At 63.1% G+C, this 16,771-nt stretch carries 17 protein-coding genes, 3 tRNA genes and 1 pseudogene; 9 read left to right on the forward strand and 12 right to left on the reverse strand.

Annotated elements, in window-relative coordinates:
• Window positions 1–60: 60 nt before the first annotated feature.
• A complete protein-coding gene (locus tag H8A92_RS34345) occupies window positions 61–228 on the forward strand; it encodes a hypothetical protein (RefSeq protein ID WP_229199790.1) in 168 nt (55 codons plus the stop codon).
• A 99-nt stretch (window positions 229–327) separates the two neighbouring features.
• Window positions 328–672 carry a hypothetical protein gene (locus tag H8A92_RS34350; protein ID WP_229199791.1) on the forward strand — a complete coding sequence of 115 codons (345 nt, stop codon included), beginning with the start codon at window positions 328–330 and terminating at the stop codon, window positions 670–672.
• Between the two features lie 52 nt (window positions 673–724).
• Here the strand turns inward: H8A92_RS34350 and H8A92_RS34355 are convergent, their stop codons facing one another.
• Window positions 725–1,603 (reverse strand): class I SAM-dependent methyltransferase, encoded by an 879-nt coding sequence (locus H8A92_RS34355; RefSeq protein WP_229199792.1) that lies wholly within the window; start codon window positions 1,601–1,603, stop codon window positions 725–727.
• 422 nt (window positions 1,604–2,025) lie between these two features.
• Between H8A92_RS34355 and H8A92_RS34360 the strand changes: the two genes are divergently transcribed.
• Complete coding sequence (locus H8A92_RS34360; protein WP_229199793.1) at window positions 2,026–2,211, forward strand: hypothetical protein; 186 nt, start codon at window positions 2,026–2,028, stop codon at window positions 2,209–2,211.
• A gap of 144 nt (window positions 2,212–2,355) precedes the next feature.
• On the opposite strand, the gene H8A92_RS34365 is transcribed toward H8A92_RS34360, so the two are convergent.
• Window positions 2,356–2,432 (reverse strand) — tRNA-Asp (locus tag H8A92_RS34365).
• Between the two features lie 343 nt (window positions 2,433–2,775).
• Here H8A92_RS34365 and H8A92_RS34370 point away from each other — a divergent pair.
• Both H8A92_RS34370 and pepT read left to right on the forward strand, forming a co-directional pair.
• Window positions 2,776–3,075 carry an HU family DNA-binding protein gene (locus tag H8A92_RS34370; protein ID WP_016847738.1) on the forward strand — a complete coding sequence of 100 codons (300 nt, stop codon included), beginning with the start codon at window positions 2,776–2,778 and terminating at the stop codon, window positions 3,073–3,075.
• Window positions 3,076–3,233: 158 nt separating this feature from the next.
• Entirely contained in the window at window positions 3,234–4,490 is a 1,257-nt protein-coding gene (pepT, locus tag H8A92_RS34375; protein ID WP_229199794.1) for a peptidase T, read from the forward strand.
• Here pepT and H8A92_RS34380 read toward each other — a convergent pair whose 3' ends face one another.
• From H8A92_RS34380 to H8A92_RS34390, 3 genes are all read right to left on the reverse strand, one after another.
• Window positions 4,491–5,342, reverse strand: a complete 852-nt coding sequence (locus H8A92_RS34380; protein ID WP_229199795.1) for a class I SAM-dependent methyltransferase — start codon at window positions 5,340–5,342, stop codon at window positions 4,491–4,493. It abuts the gene before it with no gap.
• A 116-nt stretch (window positions 5,343–5,458) separates the two neighbouring features.
• Window positions 5,459–5,764, reverse strand: a complete 306-nt coding sequence (locus H8A92_RS34385; protein WP_229199796.1) for a YciI family protein — start codon at window positions 5,762–5,764, stop codon at window positions 5,459–5,461.
• A 22-nt stretch (window positions 5,765–5,786) separates the two neighbouring features.
• A complete protein-coding gene (locus H8A92_RS34390; protein ID WP_229188083.1) occupies window positions 5,787–6,068 on the reverse strand; it encodes a hypothetical protein in 282 nt (93 codons plus the stop codon).
• Window positions 6,069–6,316: 248 nt separating this feature from the next.
• Between H8A92_RS34390 and H8A92_RS34395 the strand changes: the two genes are divergently transcribed.
• Window positions 6,317–6,526, forward strand: a complete 210-nt coding sequence (locus H8A92_RS34395) for a PRC-barrel domain containing protein (RefSeq protein ID WP_163152485.1) — start codon at window positions 6,317–6,319, stop codon at window positions 6,524–6,526.
• Window positions 6,527–6,669: 143 nt separating this feature from the next.
• Here H8A92_RS34395 and H8A92_RS34400 read toward each other — a convergent pair.
• Window positions 6,670–6,746 (reverse strand) — tRNA-Val (locus H8A92_RS34400).
• A 69-nt stretch (window positions 6,747–6,815) separates the two neighbouring features.
• Window positions 6,816–7,220, reverse strand: a complete 405-nt coding sequence (locus H8A92_RS34405) for a GFA family protein (protein ID WP_229199797.1) — start codon at window positions 7,218–7,220, stop codon at window positions 6,816–6,818.
• A gap of 169 nt (window positions 7,221–7,389) precedes the next feature.
• Between H8A92_RS34405 and H8A92_RS34410 the strand changes: the two genes are divergently transcribed.
• Together H8A92_RS34410 and H8A92_RS34415 are read left to right on the forward strand one after the other, a co-directional pair.
• Window positions 7,390–8,058, forward strand: coding sequence for a GntR family transcriptional regulator (locus H8A92_RS34410; RefSeq protein ID WP_229199798.1), 669 nt, complete (start codon window positions 7,390–7,392; stop codon window positions 8,056–8,058).
• 1 nt (window position 8,059) lies between these two features.
• Window positions 8,060–9,271 (forward strand): MFS transporter, encoded by a 1,212-nt coding sequence (locus H8A92_RS34415; RefSeq protein ID WP_229199799.1) that lies wholly within the window; start codon window positions 8,060–8,062, stop codon window positions 9,269–9,271.
• A gap of 90 nt (window positions 9,272–9,361) precedes the next feature.
• Here H8A92_RS34415 and lon read toward each other — a convergent pair whose 3' ends face one another.
• The 5 genes from lon to H8A92_RS34440 all read right to left on the reverse strand — a co-directional run bounded on the left by lon (window position 9,362) and on the right by H8A92_RS34440 (window position 16,302).
• A complete protein-coding gene (gene lon, locus H8A92_RS34420) occupies window positions 9,362–11,791 on the reverse strand; it encodes an endopeptidase La (protein ID WP_229199800.1) in 2,430 nt (809 codons plus the stop codon).
• Between the two features lie 323 nt (window positions 11,792–12,114).
• Window positions 12,115–13,389 (reverse strand): ATP-dependent Clp protease ATP-binding subunit ClpX, encoded by a 1,275-nt coding sequence (gene clpX / locus H8A92_RS34425; protein WP_024583449.1) that lies wholly within the window; start codon window positions 13,387–13,389, stop codon window positions 12,115–12,117.
• 440 nt (window positions 13,390–13,829) lie between these two features.
• Window positions 13,830–14,465, reverse strand: a complete 636-nt coding sequence (locus H8A92_RS34430; protein ID WP_021079148.1) for an ATP-dependent Clp protease proteolytic subunit — start codon at window positions 14,463–14,465, stop codon at window positions 13,830–13,832.
• 225 nt (window positions 14,466–14,690) lie between these two features.
• On the reverse strand, window positions 14,691–16,052 hold the full coding sequence (tig, locus tag H8A92_RS34435; protein ID WP_229199801.1) for a trigger factor: 1,362 nt from the start codon (window positions 16,050–16,052) through the stop codon (window positions 14,691–14,693).
• Between the two features lie 165 nt (window positions 16,053–16,217).
• Window positions 16,218–16,302 (reverse strand) — tRNA-Leu (locus H8A92_RS34440).
• Window positions 16,303–16,454: 152 nt separating this feature from the next.
• Here H8A92_RS34440 and H8A92_RS34445 point away from each other — a divergent pair.
• A pseudogene (locus H8A92_RS34445) lies at window positions 16,455–16,771 on the forward strand (copper oxidase); the annotation flags it as partial.

Below are 16,771 nucleotides of genomic sequence, written 5' to 3' on the forward strand. Positions count from 1 at the left end.
CGCGACCTGTTCGAATTCTAGCCCCCGGCACCGCCGATGCTGTCAGATCCGAAGGCAACCATGCAGAACGACGTTCCAATGGAGACGGTCTGGTCGATCCTCGAGGCTGCCAATGAACTGGGCGATACCCCGACGGTGGACGCCTGCCGCCGCATCATCGACGCCAATCTGCGCGGGGACGTTCCCGGCCAATCCGACCTGAACGCTGTCGCCGCCTTCTTTGCCTGATCAAGGCAAGCTGTTGCTGTCTGTGAACCTAATGCGGCGCCGCGGTGACAGACCGTCCGGTCGGGCGCCACCATTGAGCGTGTCGCGCCGCTGCTGCTGGTGTCGTCCTTCGCCGTGCTGATCGGCGACATCTCCTACGGTGCCAATCTCGGCAATCCCTATGGCGCAGCCCGCAACGCCGTCGCGCGGCCGGCGCTGGCGTGCGGCCTGATCCTGTCGATCGGATCGATGGTCTCGCGGCATCTCCCGCCGCGCTTCATCGCTGTGTCGTCCGGCATCGCCGTTCAGGCGATCATGAACGTGCCGCTCACGACAGGCCTGCTGTCGAATGGAGTTGCTTTGCTGTTCCTGCTGTGGTGGCTGACGCCCGAACAGCAGGCGGCAGCGTCGCGTCATCGGCGACAGTCAACGCTGCCCATCAATGCCGTCGGTGTCGCGGCCTGATTTTTTCGCATCCTGCCGCGGCACGACGTTGCCGAAAAACTGAAGACATGCCTCACTTCTTTCGGAGCACGATGATGCTCTGATACGGCGATATCCCGTTCATGCCGACGTCGATAAGATCAAAACGGTCGGTCCAGTGCGTCTCGATGTACCGTTTGGAAATGATCGTCTCGCCATAGGTCATTTCGCCGTCGACCGGATAGCTTTGGGGATAGAAGTAGAATCCATCTCGCGCCACGGTCTCCGCGATTTTTTGCTGATCCCAGCCAGGCAATTTGGAGATCGGCTCATAGAATGCGTATGCCGGCGGTCGAATGGTGAGCAGAAACAGACCACGATTCTCCAGAGAGGCGTGGACGGCGTCCAAACATACCTCGCTCGCAGCAGGCGAGAGGTGCGTCCAGATCGACAAGGCGTAAGCCACGTCGAATTTCTCGTTGAACGGAAGACGTCTCGGCAGGCTGTCCGACACCACGATATCGGCACCCGGGTTGGAGCGTTGCGCGACCTGGATGATGCCTTTGTGAGGATCGCACCCGTGCAGATTGCGCAGCGGCACGTCCTTCATGAAATAGCGGAGCACACTCCCCCAGCCGCAACCATAGTCCAGCACGGAGCACTCATCGAATGGCTTGTCCAGATGGCGCCTGAGCTTGTCGTGCAGGAGACGATAGGTTTCGATGACGGCGGCACCGAGCTCCATCCCGGAACGACCGCTCCAGTTTTTCTGGGTCCCGGCATCGGGTGGATCGGGAATAGCGGCCTTGATCGCCTTGAAGCCATCATATTCCTTCCAGAGCAGCACATTCCACAGATACGGATCGTCGATCCATTTGAGTGCCTCGTATACCGACTCTCCCCTTCGGCAGGCGGCATCCGCCTTTTCCAGTTCGTCGTTGTAGTATTCGGTGAGCCACGAACTCCAGTTCATCGACACGCCTCCGTGCTATGGTCGTTTCATCAGCCCTCGCCCGCGCCAATTGCATTGTTCGAGACTGTCTCGTTTCTCCGGCGACTTTAAGACGCATCGAAAGCATGTGAGTTCCGGAAGACGATGGAACCGCTGGCGTCGTTCCGCTCCAAGTCGTCGTGACCACTGTCACCGGGAGCAATTCAGAACGATGCCTATCCGCAGTATTTGATCCGTTCCATGGTCGGTGCATCGGTGACCGACTTCAGCCGTCACACGGGTAAGGTTGGCGTCAGGCTCGCGCGTTACGCTGGTGAGATGAACCGAGACCTGCCGCACGTCAGCTTCTCATTGGTCTGGATGGCGATAGTCACTACCGCATCGGCGCACGTGATGCTGGTGTGCGAGGCGAACCAGTTGGCCAGCCTCCAGGAAGCATGTCGATGAAAGTCCGCGAGCTCATCCAGGTGCTCCAGGCACTCCCGGATCAGGACGCAACGGTCGTGATTGGAGAAGGCGCGAAGCCGGATACGTGGCTGATCGTGTCAGGCGTGGCGGAATGCCAGATTGCACGCGTGAACGATGATCAGGCGACTGCCGGGAGCGACCCGGCGATCGAGATCGTCTGAGCAATCGCGAGCGTCGGCGCGGAGTTGCCCTCGCGTTCCATGATGCTGTTGCAGCCCCAGGCAAAGGCGCGTTCAAAAGTGCCATGACGGCGCACCGCGTGACACGTCTCAAATCTGGAATTTGGGCTAAGTGCTTGATAAGACTGGCGCGAGAGACGGGACTCGAACCCGCGGCCTCCGCCGTGACAGGGCGGCGCTCTAACCAACTGAGCTACTCCCGCGGATGCCGATCGTCGATTGATCCGCGCAGGATCGAGGGCATAAAGGCCCGCATCCCGATAGTCAAGCACGTTGCGGATCCCTGCACAGCGCAGCCATTTTTAGGCCGCGGGCGCTAGTTGTCGCCTGTTTTCAGGGGAAACGGTGGTGTCAGCAAAGCCCCGAATCGAATAAGGCCTGATACGTCTGGGTTTCCTGTGGCCAGCCCGGCGCTGCCCGTTCCCAGGACCGGCGGTTTTCAGGACCTCTCCGGACGCAATTTCCCGACGCGAACGGCGCGCCATTCGCGTGAAAGCAGCAATCCAGCCATTCAGCAACGACATTCAGCAATGAGGAGGGCCACACATGGCGAAGAAAGCAGCGACCCCGGCGACGATCACGCTGAAGCACCTGGCGGCGGCCATCGCCGAAGAGCAGGAGCTGTCCAAGAAGCAGGCCGAGGCGATCCTGACCGACATGGTCACCCGGATCACCAAGCACCTCAAGAAGGGCGAGCGGATTCGCATCGTCGGCCTCGGCATCCTCCAGGTCCGCAAGCGCGCCGCCCGCATGGGCCGCAACCCGGCGACCGGCGAGCAGATCCACATCAAGGCGAGCAAGAAGGTGGCCTTCCGCGCCGCCAAGGAGCTGAAGGAAGCCGTCTGAGGCGCTTAACTCTCCGTCGATACCAGGCGCCATTCCGGCTCGTGCGCAGCCCCGGAGTGGCGCTTTTCTGTTATAGAGTTCTGCCTTGATGCGTCTTGCTTGCGCGAACCACCTTCGCCCAGGCGCTTTATTCCCGTTCCCCACCTTGCGCGGTCTTCATGCTGGCACCGGCTCTCGACTTCAAGCACACCGTCACCGAGCGCTTCCTGCGCTATGTCGTGATCGACACCCAGTCCGACCCGGATTCACCCACCACGCCCTCCACCGAGAAGCAGAAGAATCTCGGTCGCCTCCTGGTCACCGAATTGCAGGCGATGGGCATATCGGACGCGCATCTTGATCCACACGGCTACGTCTATGCGACGATTCCGGCCAACACCGACAAGAGCGTGCCGGTGATCTGCTTCTGCTCGCACATGGACACCTCACCCGACTGCACCGGCAAGAACGTCAGGCCGCAGGTCGTGAAGAATTATGCCGGCGGCGACATCGTGCTCCCGGCCGACGCCTCGCAGGTGATCCGCGCCGCCGAGCATGAAGCGCTGGCCGACCAGATCGGCAACGACATCATCACGACCGACGGCACCACCCTGCTCGGCGCCGACAACAAGGCCGGCCTCGCCGAGATCATGGATGCCGCGCATTTCCTGATCACCAATCCGCAGGTAAAGCACGGCACCATCAAGATCCTGTTCACGCCGGACGAGGAGATCGGCCGCGGCGTCGACAAGGTCGACATCAAGAAGCTCGGCGCCGATTTCGGCTACACCATGGACGGCGAGACCGCCGGCCACATCGAGGACGAGACCTTCTCGGCCGACGGCGCCAGCATCATCATCGAAGGCGTCGCGACCCATCCGGGCTTCGCCAAGGGCAAGATGGAGCACGCGATCAAGATCGCCGCCGCGATCGTCGATCGCCTGCCGAAGGATCATTGTTCGCCCGAGACCACCGAAGGCAAGGAAGGCTTTCTGCATCCTGTCGCGATCTCGGGAGCGCTGGAGAACGCGCGGATCGATTTCATCGTGCGCGACTTCACCGAGGCCGGCCTGAAGCAGAAGGAAGCGCTGCTCGACGACATCGTGAAAGATGTCATGAAGGGATATCCGCGCTCGACCTACCGCATGGAGGTCAAGCAGCAATACCGCAACATGAAAGAGGTGATCGATCGCCACCCCCGGATCGTCGCCTACGCGATCGAGGCGATCGAGCGCGCCGGCCTGACGCCGGTCAAGACCTCGATCCGCGGCGGCACGGATGGTTCGCGGCTGTCCTTCATGGGTCTGCCCTGCCCCAACGTCTTCGCGGGCGAGCATGCTTTCCATTCGCGGCTCGAATGGGTCAGTCGTCAGGACATGGAAAAGGCCGTGCAGACCATCGTTCATCTCGCGATGATCTGGGAAGAGCGGGCCTGATCAGGCCCGCGCCGTCACGATCCAGATCGCGCCCGGCAGCAGCACGGAATCGCCCTTGACGAAGGGCGCCAACGCTTCGCGCATCGAGGCGATCGCGGCGGAGCGCACCTCATCCGGATGGCCTTCCAGGGCACGGCTGGCCGGCCCGATCTCGAGCGCGCCCTGGATCGCCGCATCCATGCCGCGTCCGGTCGCGACATCGAGCTCGACCTTGCACGGCTCCATCGCGATGCCGGAGAAGCCCGCTTCGCTCAGTATCCGTTTCACCCGAGCTTCGGAGGCAAACGAGAACGGACCGGGATCCTCAGGCCCGAGCTGGGGCAGTTTCAGCACGTGCTTGTAGACCGCCTGCAGCGGCGCCATGAAGAACGGATTTTCGCGCGGCTCCTGCCAGCAGGCGAAGGCAAGACGGCCCGTCGGCTTCATCGCCTTGTGCAGATTGGCAAAGGATGCAGCGGGATCGGCAAAGAACATCACGCCGAAGCGCGAGGCCAACAGATCAAAACTCTCGGGGGCGAACGGATAGACGGTCGCATCGGCAAGCGTGAACTCGACCTGCAATCCCTGCGGCGCGCTCTGCCTTGCCCGCGTCAGCATCGGCTCCGAGACGTCAACGCCAAGCACGTGGCCGGCGGGCGCGACCTTCGACGCCAGCGCGAATGTCGTGGCACCGCTGCCGCAGCCGACATCGACGATGCGATCGCCGGCCTTCGGGGCGGCGCGATCGATCAGGAGGTCGAGCACCGGCTGCAGCACGATGTCCTGCGCGGCCTGCCGTGTGGCCCAGCGCTGACCGCCCGGGCCGTTCCAATATGCAATCTGATCGGCGTTCTGCGGATGGCCTGCGTTCATGCGATCCAAACCTTGTTGAGGAGCTTCCGTCGTTTCGTATGCGAGCCTGATCTCCGCGCAAACGCGTTCGCGTTCGTCGCGAGGGAAAACTGCTTCGCACTGTACAGGATCATGCTTTAGCAGCTGTCGCGCGTCGCAGCGCGCAGCATCGGCATCACTTGATAGGTGAATCCGGCATTGGCCCTGGTGACGGGATCGTTGGCGACGATCTCGTGCGGGTCGGCATCATCGGACAATTGCAGCACGCCGAGCCCCCAGACGCCCGCAGGATCGGCGACCGGCCCGAAGACCAGCGCCTTGCCGGCTTGCAGCAGCTCGCCGCAATAGGCGACGTGCGCCTGCATGATCGCTGCTTCCTGCGGCGTCATGTCCTGCGGGAAGGTCGGGCGCGGTCCGGTCAATTTGCAAAGGTAGTACTTCATCGACCGGGTCCGCGCTCGGAGGTCATTTGGCCGCTGCGCTCGTCGGCTTGGCCTGCTTCGTCTTTGCAGCATTCGCCTTGGGGGCGGCCTGCCCGTCACTGCGCGTGATGCCCCACGGATCGGTCGGCTTCTGGTCCGGCACGCCGCTGAGCGCACGCTGGTAGGCCCGCTGCTGCCGTGCCTCGTTGGCCGTATCGGCCGGCGACTTCTCGACTTCTTCGCGGTAGCGCTGGACGTGATCCGACTGCGCGAAAGCAGGTCCGGCAATCATGGCGAGAAGAAAAATCGCGGCGAGTTTGCGCATGCTTCAAGTTCCCGGTTAGGCGGAGACAATAGCATCGCTGCAGCGTCGGCATCAAACCTGCGTGCGTGACTTTCGGCACCTTTCGCACGATGCGCCATCGAATAACATTTGCCACGCCAGCGTGGAGCAAGCGCGGTCCCGGCCACCCCATCGAGACTACCCCACGGCCGGGATCGCGCCCTATCCACGCGCGCAACGAGGGCCAAGCAATGGCCTTACTACGTAGGGCTCATCAGCCAGAGGCCGCCTTGCAGCTCGTGAAACACCGCGCCATCGTCATCCTGCGCGAGCACGTGCAAGCGGAGGCGGAGCTGGTCGGACGAGCTGCGGTTCTCACCGATGGAACTGCGGGGACCGTCGACGGCGTGTTCCTCGACGAGTCCCATGGGTTGCGTATCTCGATCAGGGGGCACATCGGGAAGTGGCCGATCTCGACGATCAGGATGCTTCAGCAATAAAGCGATGGGCTGCCAGAGAGAGCCGGTCCGCCTGCGCTCTTCGAGCTTCGGCGCGACAGCCTTCGCCCTGCGGCACGGAACAAGTGGATGATTTCATCCGCAATGGCTGGCTTGCCCAGCCGTAGCCCGTGAGGTGCGAAGGCTGGTAGGCGGCGAGAGATTCGAACTCCCGACCCTCTCGGTGTAAACGAGATGCTCTAACCAGCTGAGCTAGCCGCCCTTACCTGCGCGCCTCTTTAGCCTCGCCCGCCCCTCAGGCGCAAGGTCGCAGAGCCTCAATCCCTGGGCTTCAGTCGTTGGGCCGCGCCGGCAATCCTTTGAGATCACTGCTCCATGGTGCGGCGGAACGACACCAGACCTGGCGTCGCGGGGTCAATTGGCCGCGCTGGCGAATGCTGCCCCAGCGGATGCCCCAGTCGTCGGGTCCGCCCTCCTCGCCGCTCGTGAACAAGGGAGAACCGCAGTCGCCACAGAAATGCTGGAAGCGGATCCGGCCGTTGTCGCCCGTCTTGCCGTACACTTTCGGCGCCGGTCCAGTCAGCCTGACCTGCTCGGCGGCGCAGATCACCGTGACCCGATACGGCGAGCCGGTCAGTGCCTGGCAGTCGGTGCAATGGCAGATCGACACGCGCTCGGGATCGATCTCGGCCTCGTAGGTCACGGCTCCGCAATGGCATTGCCCGTCGATATGCATTTGGCGGTCTCCCTATTCCGTCAAACAAGCGAACTCGCCGGAGACGGGTTCCATCATCCGCGCCCGGCTTCCCGGCCGCCTCTCGGGCATTCCTGGTATCCCGGATCGGTCTTGTTTGGGATACCAATTCGGGATATGTCGACCGACAGCCCTTGAGGACGCCCCCCAAATGTCGCAGATGCTCCAGATCCACGACCAGCTCCGGGAGATGATCCTCTCCCTCGACCTTGGCCCCGGCGAGCGGCTGACCGAGCGCTGGCTGGAGAGCCGCTTCGAGGGATCGCGCACGCCGATCCGCGCCGCGCTGGTGCGGCTCGAAGGCGAAGAGCTGGTCCGCCGCGATGGCCGCAACTGGATCGTCGCGCCGATCGACCTCGGTGAGCTGGAGGCGTTGGCGGAGTTCCGGATTCCCCTGGAGACGACGGCCGTCCGCTTTGCCTGCGCGCGGGCGAGCGAGACCGACATCGCCGGCGTCGAAGAGATGCTGGATGCCTGTCAATCCGGCGCGCCGCGCGAGGAATGGCACCGGGTCGGCACCGATTTCCATGTCGAGATCGCGCGCCTCTCCGGCAACCCCTTCATCGTCAAGGCGATCGCCGGCGCCATGACGCGGCTGTCGCGGGCGCGCTGGCTGGAGGTGTGGACCGAACCCTCTCGCGAGCAGGCCTGGCGCGAGCACCGGCGCATTCTCGGCTTCATCAAGGCCAACGATCCGGAAGCGGCCGCGCGCGAGGCGGCCGATCACATCACCGACACCCGCGATCGCCTGCTCCGTTCGCTGAATGAAGACCGTCGCGGCCTACGCGCACGCGGCTTCGCCGTCATCGGGCTGCGCTGACATGAACATGGAAGTCGATCGCGAGGCACTGCTCGACGCGGGCCCCTGGAGGCGCAACCTGATCGTCTGCGTCTTCGGCTCGTTCACGACAATCGTGGGGATGACGCTGCTGCTGCCGTTCCTGCCGCTTTATGTCGAGCAGCTCGGCGTCGCGGACCACGCCGCCATCGTGCAATGGTCGGGCGTCGCCTATGGCTCAACTTTCTTCAGCGCGGCGTTGACAGCGCCGCTGTGGGGCCGGCTCGCCGATCGTTACGGTCGCAAGCTGATGCTGATCCGCGCCAGCCTCGGCATGGCGATTGCCATGTCGCTGATCGGCATGGCGCACAATGTCTATGAGCTGGTGGGCTTGCGGCTGCTGACCGGCCTGCTCGGCGGCTACGCCTCGGGCTCGACCGTGCTGATCGCGGCGCAGACGCCGAAAGCGCGATCCGGCTGGGCGATCGGCGTGCTGTCGGCCGGCATCATGGCCGGCAGCCTGGTCGGTCCCTTGATCGGCGGCGTCCTGCCGGGCCTGATCAGCATCCGCGCCACCTTCTTCCTGATCGGCGGCGTCATCTTCTTCACCTTCCTCGGCACGACCTTCCTGATCCGCGAGGATGCGCGTCCGAAGGCCGCGAAAGGCAGCAAAGCGCAGGGCGGCTGGGCGCTCGTTCCAGACAAGCGTCCTGTCGTCGCGATGTGGGGAACGGGCCTGCTGCTGATGATCGCCAACATGTCGATCGAGCCGATCATCACGGTCTATGTCGCCCAATTGGTCGAGGCGCCGCAGGTGACGTTCGTGGCCGGTCTCGTGATGTCGGCGGCGGCGTTCGGCAGCCTGCTGTCGTCGTCGCATCTCGGCAAGCTCGCCGATCGTGTCGGCCACTGGCGGATCATCACCGTCTGTCTTGCCGTCTCGGCGCTGCTGCTGATCCCGCAGGCCTTCGTGGTCAGCGGCTGGCAACTGATCTTGCTTCGCTTCCTGATGGGGCTCGCGCTCGGCGGTCTCTTGCCGTGCATCGCAAGCGTGATCCGGCACAACGTGCCCGATGCGGTCACCGGCAGCATGCTGGGCTATTCGATCTCGGCGCAGTATGCCGGCCAGGTGATCGGCCCGCTCGCCGGCGGATTCATCGGCGGCCATATCGGCATGCGCGCGGTATTCCTCGGTACCAGCGTGCTGATGGCACTCGGCGCGATCGGCAATTTCGTGGTCGAGAAAAAGGAATAATCGCTCGCCCGGCTGCTCGAAGTCCTCGGCGAACCACCAAACAAAAACGGCGCCCGAAGGCGCCGTTTCTTATTTCGACCGGAGCTTGCTTCAGTGCGCCGTCAGGCCGCCGGAGGCTTCATCCGAAGCGTCGGGCTTGACGTCGACCTTGCTGGTCTCCTCTTCCCAGACGATCGGCGCGGGCACGCGGACCAGCGCCTTGGCAACGACCTCATCCAGCCGCGAGACCGGAATGATCTCCATGCCGCCCTTGATCGCATCGGAAATCTCCGTGAGATCCTTGGCGTTGTCCTCCGGGATCAGCACCGTCTTGATGCCACCGCGCGCGGCAGCCAGGAGCTTCTCCTTCAGGCCGCCGATCGGCAGCACGCGACCACGCAGCGTGATCTCGCCGGTCATCGCGACATCGTGGCGGACCGGAATGCCGGTCATGACCGAAATGATCGCGGTGGCCATCGCCACGCCGGCAGACGGACCGTCCTTCGGCGTAGCGCCCTCCGGCACGTGAACGTGGATGTCACGCCTGTCGAACATCGGCGGTTCGATGCCGTAGGTGATCGCGCGCGAGCGGACGTAGGACGCCGCCGCCGAGATCGATTCCTTCATCACGTCGCGCAGGTTGCCCGTGACGGTCATCTTGCCCTTGCCGGGCATCATGACGCCTTCAATGGTCAACAGCTCGCCGCCGACATCGGTCCAGGCCAGACCGGTGACGATACCGACCTGATCCTCGTCGTCGATCTCGCCGAAGCGATACTTCGGAACGCCGAGGAACTCTTCGATATTCGCCTCGGTGACCTTCACCGACTTCTTCTTGGAGATCATCAGCTCCTTCACCGCCTTGCGGGCCAGTGTGGAGAGCTCACGCTCCAGGTTACGCACCCCCGCTTCGCGGGTGTAGCGGCGGATCATCAAGAGCAAGGCCGCGTCGTCGATCGACCATTCCTTGGAGTCCAGACCGTGCTTGGAGAGCGCGCTCGGGATCAGATGCTTGCGCGCGATCTCGACCTTCTCGTTCTCCGTGTAACCGGCGATCCGGATGATCTCCATGCGGTCCATCAACGGCCCCGGAATATTCAGCGTATTCGCGGTCGTGATGAACATCACGTTGGACAGGTCGTAGTCGACCTCCAGGTAGTGGTCGTTGAAGGTCGAGTTCTGCTCGGGGTCCAGGACCTCAAGCAGCGCCGACGACGGATCGCCGCGGAAATCGGCGCCCATCTTGTCGATCTCGTCCAGCAGGAACAGCGGATTCGAGGTCTTCGCCTTCCGCATCGACTGGATGATCTTGCCGGGCATCGAGCCGATATAGGTGCGGCGATGACCGCGGATCTCGGCCTCGTCACGCACGCCGCCGAGCGACACGCGCACGAACTCACGGCCGGTCGCCTTCGCGATCGACTTGCCGAGCGAGGTCTTGCCGACGCCGGGAGGCCCGACCAGGCACAGGATCGGTCCGGTCAGCTTGTTGGCGCGCGACTGCACGGCGAGATACTCGACGATACGGTCCTTGACCTTCTCGAGCCCGTAGTGATCGGAGTCCAGGACCGCCTGCGCGGCCTCGAGGTCCTTCTTGACCTTGGACTTCTTGCCCCACGGGATCGACAGCAGCCAATCCAGATAGTTGCGCACGACGGTTGCTTCCGCGGACATCGGCGACATCTGGCGCAGCTTCTTCAGCTCGTGCTGCGCCTTCTCGCGTGCTTCCTTGGACAGCTTGGTCTTGGAGATCTTCTCCTCCAGATCGGCCAACTCGTCGCGACCTTCGTCGTCGCCGAGCTCCTTCTGGATCGCCTTCATCTGCTCGTTCAGGTAATACTCGCGCTGGGTCTTCTCCATCTGGCGCTTGACGCGCGAGCGGATCCGCTTCTCGACCTGCAACACCGAGATCTCGCTCTCCATCAGGCCCAGCACCTTCTCCAGGCGCTGCGTGACGGACAACGTCTCCAGGATCGCTTGCCGATCGGCAATCTTGACCGCGAGATGCGAGGCGACGGTGTCGCCGAGCTTGGCGAAATCGGTGATCGCCTGAACCACGCCGACGACTTCGGCGGAGATCTTCTTGTTCAGCTTCACATAGCTTTCGAAGTCGGACACGACCGAACGCGCCAGCGCCTCGGCCTCGACCGAGGTGGCGTCAGTGTCGGCGAGCGCAACCGCGGTCGCTTCGTAATATTCGCTGCGATCGGAATACTTCTCGACGCGCGCCCGCTCGAGGCCCTCGACCAGCACCTTCACGGTGCCGTCGGGTAGCTTCAGGAGCTGCAGAACGCTGGCGAGCGTACCGGTCTCGTAAATTGAATCGGGTGCCGGATCGTCATCGGACGCGTTCTTCTGCGTCGCGAGCATGATCAGCGCATCGTTCTTCATCACCTCTTCGAGGGCGCGGATCGATTTCTCGCGGCCGACGAACAGCGGCACGATCATGTGCGGGAAGACGACGATGTCGCGGAGCGGCAGCACCGGATAGGAGTGGCTTTCGCCGTGGACGATCGTTGGCCGGGGTTTTGAGGTCGTCATGGCCTATTCCTTTTGTTTTGCCCCCTTGCACGCAGTCCGCCTGCTCGCGCAACCGCCACAAGGTGCCTTGGTGATCCGGAACGAGATTGCCGTCAGCAGCCGCTTATTCCGCATCGTGAAGCGACGAATCTCAACGCATGAGATCCCTCGCCGATAGCATTAGGTGGCTATCAGGCAGGGGGGTGTCAAGTCTGAGAAGTGCCGGGAAATATAGGCTAAACAGGCATTTACTGCGACGCCGCAAGGGGCGCTGCTGCTGCGCCACAGCGGCCGCCGGATCGCCCGGCAGCCGTGCATTTTTGGCGGGTCGAGACGAGCGCTGTTTACGCGCTCGCGCTGCTCTCGACGGCGCGGTCGGAACGATCCGCGTAGATGTAGAGCGGACGGGCCGTTCCCTCGACCACTTCGCGCGAGATCACGACTTCCTCGACGCCTTCCAGGCCCGGGAGGTCGAACATGGTCTCGAGCAGGATGCTCTCCAGGATCGACCGCAGGCCGCGCGCACCGGTCTTGCGCTCGATCGCCTTGCGGGCGACCGCGCCAAGCGCCTCGTCGGCAAAGGTGAGCTCGATGTTCTCCATCTCGAACAGCCGCTGGTACTGTTTCACCAGCGCGTTCTTCGGATCGGTCAGGATCTTCTTCAGCGAGGCCTCGTCGAGGTCCTCCAGCGTCGCGACGACGGGCAGACGGCCGACGAACTCCGGGATCAGGCCGTACTTCAGCAGATCCTCCGGCTCGACGTGACGGAATATCTCGCCGGTGCGGCGGTCTTCCGGCGCCAGCACCTGAGCCGCGAAGCCGATCGAGGTCGAACGGCCGCGCGCGGAGATGATCTTCTCGAGGCCCGAGAACGCACCGCCGCAGATGAACAGGATGTTGGTGGTATCCACCTGAAGGAACTCCTGCTGCGGATGCTTGCGGCCGCCCTGCGGCGGGACCGACGCCACCGTGCCTTCCATGATCTTCAGCAGCGCCTGCTGGACGCCCTCGCCCGACACGTCGCGGGTGATCGAGGGATTGTCCGACTTGCGGCTGATCTTGTCGATTTCGTCGATGTAGACGATGCCACGCTGGGCGCGCTCGACGTTGTAGTCGGCGGCCTGCAGCAGCTTCAGGATGATGTTCTCGACGTCCTCGCCGACATAGCCGGCTTCGGTCAACGTCGTCGCGTCAGCCATGGTGAAGGGAACGTCGAGGATGCGGGCCAGCGTCTGCGCGAGCAGCGTCTTGCCCGAACCGGTCGGACCGATCAGCAGGATGTTCGACTTCGCCAGCTCGACGTCGTTGTGCTTGGTCTGATGGTTAAGCCGCTTGTAGTGATTGTGGACGGCGACCGACAGCACCTTCTTGGCATGGCTCTGGCCGATCACGTAGTCGTCCAGGACCTTGCAGATCTCCTTCGGCGTCGGGATGCCGTCGCGCGACTTCACCAGCGAGGATTTGTTCTCCTCGCGAATGATGTCCATGCAGAGTTCGACACATTCGTCGCAAATGAAGACAGTCGGTCCGGCAATCAGCTTGCGAACTTCATGCTGGCTCTTGCCGCAGAACGAGCAGTATAGCGTGTTCTTGGCGTCGCTCGTGCCGACCTTACTCATTCATTATCTCCGTCCGCCGTTCGATCTTGTTTGCCAGATCGACCCAATCCGGCACAAAACCGGGGTCTTGGGTAGATAGAGCAAATTCCGTACCAAAAAAGACCCTACGCAATACTGACCGTTCCAATCACGGTTTATTCGAATCTCCGCGATCATAGCCGATGCATCACAGCCAACCATGCTGGCACCCGACTATCAAGAATTCGCTAATCGGATGGCCGGCTCAAGACCGTGACAATACCGTGATTTTCCACGATCGCACGTGGAATACACGTCGAAATCCACGGAACGTTGCGGGATTACCACGCCAGCCGATGAGCACGAAAGCGGAACTTTCTGCCCGTGCCGATGCACTTACGGGGTACTCCGCCGTCCTGCTTGCCGGGTATGTGAGGCGTCAATGTGGAGATCACACCGACGCCTCCAGATCTCTGACCAGATCAGGCGGCCTTCGCCGCTGACGGGTCTTCGGGGCGCTTGTCGATGACCTTGTCGACGAGACCGAAGGCCTTGGCGTCCTCGGCGGTGAGGAACTTGTCGCGCTCCAGCGCGTCCTCAATCGCCTTGTAGGTCTGGCCGGTATGCTTCACGTAGATCTCGTTGAGGCGCTTCTTGAGATTCAGGATCTCCTGCGCGTGCAGCATGATGTCGGTGGCCTGGCCCTGGAAGCCGCCCGAGGGCTGGTGCACCATGATGCGGGAATTCGGCAGCGTGAAGCGCATGTCCTTCTCGCCGGCTGCAAGCAGCAGCGAGCCCATCGATGCCGCCTGCCCCGTGCACAGCGTCGATACCGGCGGACGAATGAACTGCATCGTGTCGTAGATCGCGAGACCCGACGTCACCACGCCACCCGGCGAGTTGATGTACATCGAGATTTCCTTCTTCGGATTCTCGGCCTCGAGGAACAGCAGCTGCGCGACGATCAGCGTCGACATGCCGTCTTCCACCGGGCCGGTGACGAAGATGATGCGCTCTTTCAGAAGGCGCGAGAAAATGTCGTAGGCGCGTTCGCCGCGATTGGTCTGCTCGACGACCATCGGCACGAGGTTCATGTAGGTTTCAACGGGATCGCGCATGAAAGAACCCAGGGGTTAGGGGTGATGCAGAACTTTGCTTAAGGCTACTCGGCTCAAGGCTTAACCCAGATATGGGCCAATTTCCGGCCGACAAGACCGGCACCAGCCGCACTAGCCATCCGGGTAGGCCGCGGAAGTTCAAGCTGATTCGCGTCGGCGCGCCTAGCGACGGGGACCCGTCTCCGGCGCGCTTTCGCAGTTCATCATTAACGCGAGGTGCCGGAATTAGGGGGCAGTCTTCTCGGCGTCTTCATCCTTGAACAGCTCATCCTTGCTGACCTTCTTCTCGGTCACGTTGGCGAGCTCCAGGACGAAGTCGACGACCTTGTCCTCGTAGATCGGGGCGCGAAGTTGGGCCAGCGCCTGGGCGTTGCTGCGGTAGTAGTCCCAGACTTCCTTCTCGCGGCCGGGCGCCTGGCGCGCACGCTCGATCACCGCGCGCGACACCTCATCGTCGGTCACGGTGATCTTGTTCTTCTCGCCGATCTCCGACAGCACGAGCCCGAGGCGGACGCGGCGGTCGGCAATCTTCTGGTACTCTTCCTTGGCCGCATCCTCGGTGGTGTTCTCGTCGGCGAAGGTCTTGCCCGACGACTCCATCTCGGCCTTGATCGAGTTCCACATCAGGTTGAACTCTTCGGCAACAAGCGACGGTGGTGCCTCGAATTTGTGGCTCTCGTCGAGGCGGTCGAGCAGCGCGCGCTTGACCTTCTGGCGGGTCGCGCCGGCGAACTCGGCCGTCAGGCGCTCGCGCATCAGCTCCTTCAGCTTGTCGAGCGACTCGAGGCCAAGCGTCTTGGCGAAATCGTCGTCGACGGTGACCTCGCCGGGCGCCTCGATCAGCGTCGCGGTGGTCTCGAACTCGGCCGGCTGACCGGCGAGCTTTTCATTGAGGTAGTTCTTCGGGAACGCGACCTTCAGCGTGCGGGTCTCGCCCGAGCCGATGCCGGTCAGCTGCTCCTCGAAGCCCGGGATGAACTGGCCGGCGCCGATCACGACCTGGATGCCCTCGCCGGTCCCGCCCTCGAAGGCTTCACCGTTGATCGTGCCCTTGAAGCTGATGGTGACGCGGTCGCCCTTCTCCGCCTTGGCACCCTCGGCCTTGGCATTGTACGGACGGCTGCCCTCGGCGATGCGCTTGATGGCCTCGTCGACGTCGGCGTCGGCGACATCGACCACAGGCTTCTCGACCGAGAACGATTTGAAATCGGCGAGCTGGATCGGCGGCACGACTTCGATCGCGACCGTGTAGGTCAGGTCGGTCTTGCCCGACAGCAATTCCTCGACCTGGTCCTTCTCGGTCGGCATGGTGATCTTCGGCTCGCCGGCGAGGCGGAAGCCGCGATCTTCGAAAATCTGCCGGTTGGTGTCGCTGATGGTCTGGTCGATGGTCTCGGCCATCACCGAACGGCCGTAGATTTTCTTCAGATGCGCCACCGGCACTTTGCCGGGACGGAAGCCGTTGAGACGGACCTTGTCCTTGAGGTCGACCAGCTTGGCGTCCGCCTTGGCATCGAGATCCGATGCCGGAACGCTGATCTTGAACTCGTGCTTCAGTCCCTCGTTGAGGGTCTCGGTGACCTGCATGGTATCAATCTTCTTCCGCTTTTGCCGCGGCCCGAGCGGCCGTGGCAGTGTTCAATCTGTTCGACGGTGAGCCTTGCGGCCTGACGTCTGTGGGTTCGGCGAACCCTCATCCCTTTCGGGGCCAAAGGTTCTCCAAGAAATCGTCATGCAAACGCTGTAAGCGCTTGGTGCGGGCGGAGGGACTCGAACCCCCACAACTTTCGTCACTGGAACCTAAATCCAGCGCGTCTACCAGTTCCGCCACGCCCGCGTGAAAAGCATCCAATCCGGCCGCGGTGCCGCGGGCGGCGGGCTTATAACATGGGCCCACCGGTTCGCAGCAAAAAAATGGCCGCTGGAGCGCCCGCCCTGCGACCGATCGCGACTGGACAGGTACACTCGAAAATGGTCCGCATCGGCCGGATGGCAAGTCCCCTAGCAAGTCCCGAATTTTCCCTCACCCGGCGCGACCTGATAGCCGGCCTCGGCGCCGCGGCGCTCTGCCCGGTGTGGCCGGCCACCGGCTCGGCGCAGGGGCGGACCGCGGTCGTGCTCCAGGCCAAGGCTGACCGAATCTTGCTTGGTCCAGGCGCCTCGGGTCCTTCCGGACCGGAGACGCCGGTCTGGTCGCTCGGCAGCGGCGACCTCCGCTTCAGGCGCGGCGAGGTGCTGGACGTGACGTTCGGTAACGAGCTGCCGGTCGCGGCCGCGCTCGATTGCCGCGGGCTCGATGGCGTCGC

Source organism: Bradyrhizobium acaciae (assembly GCF_020889785.1).
GTDB lineage: Bacteria > Pseudomonadota > Alphaproteobacteria > Rhizobiales > Xanthobacteraceae > Bradyrhizobium > Bradyrhizobium acaciae.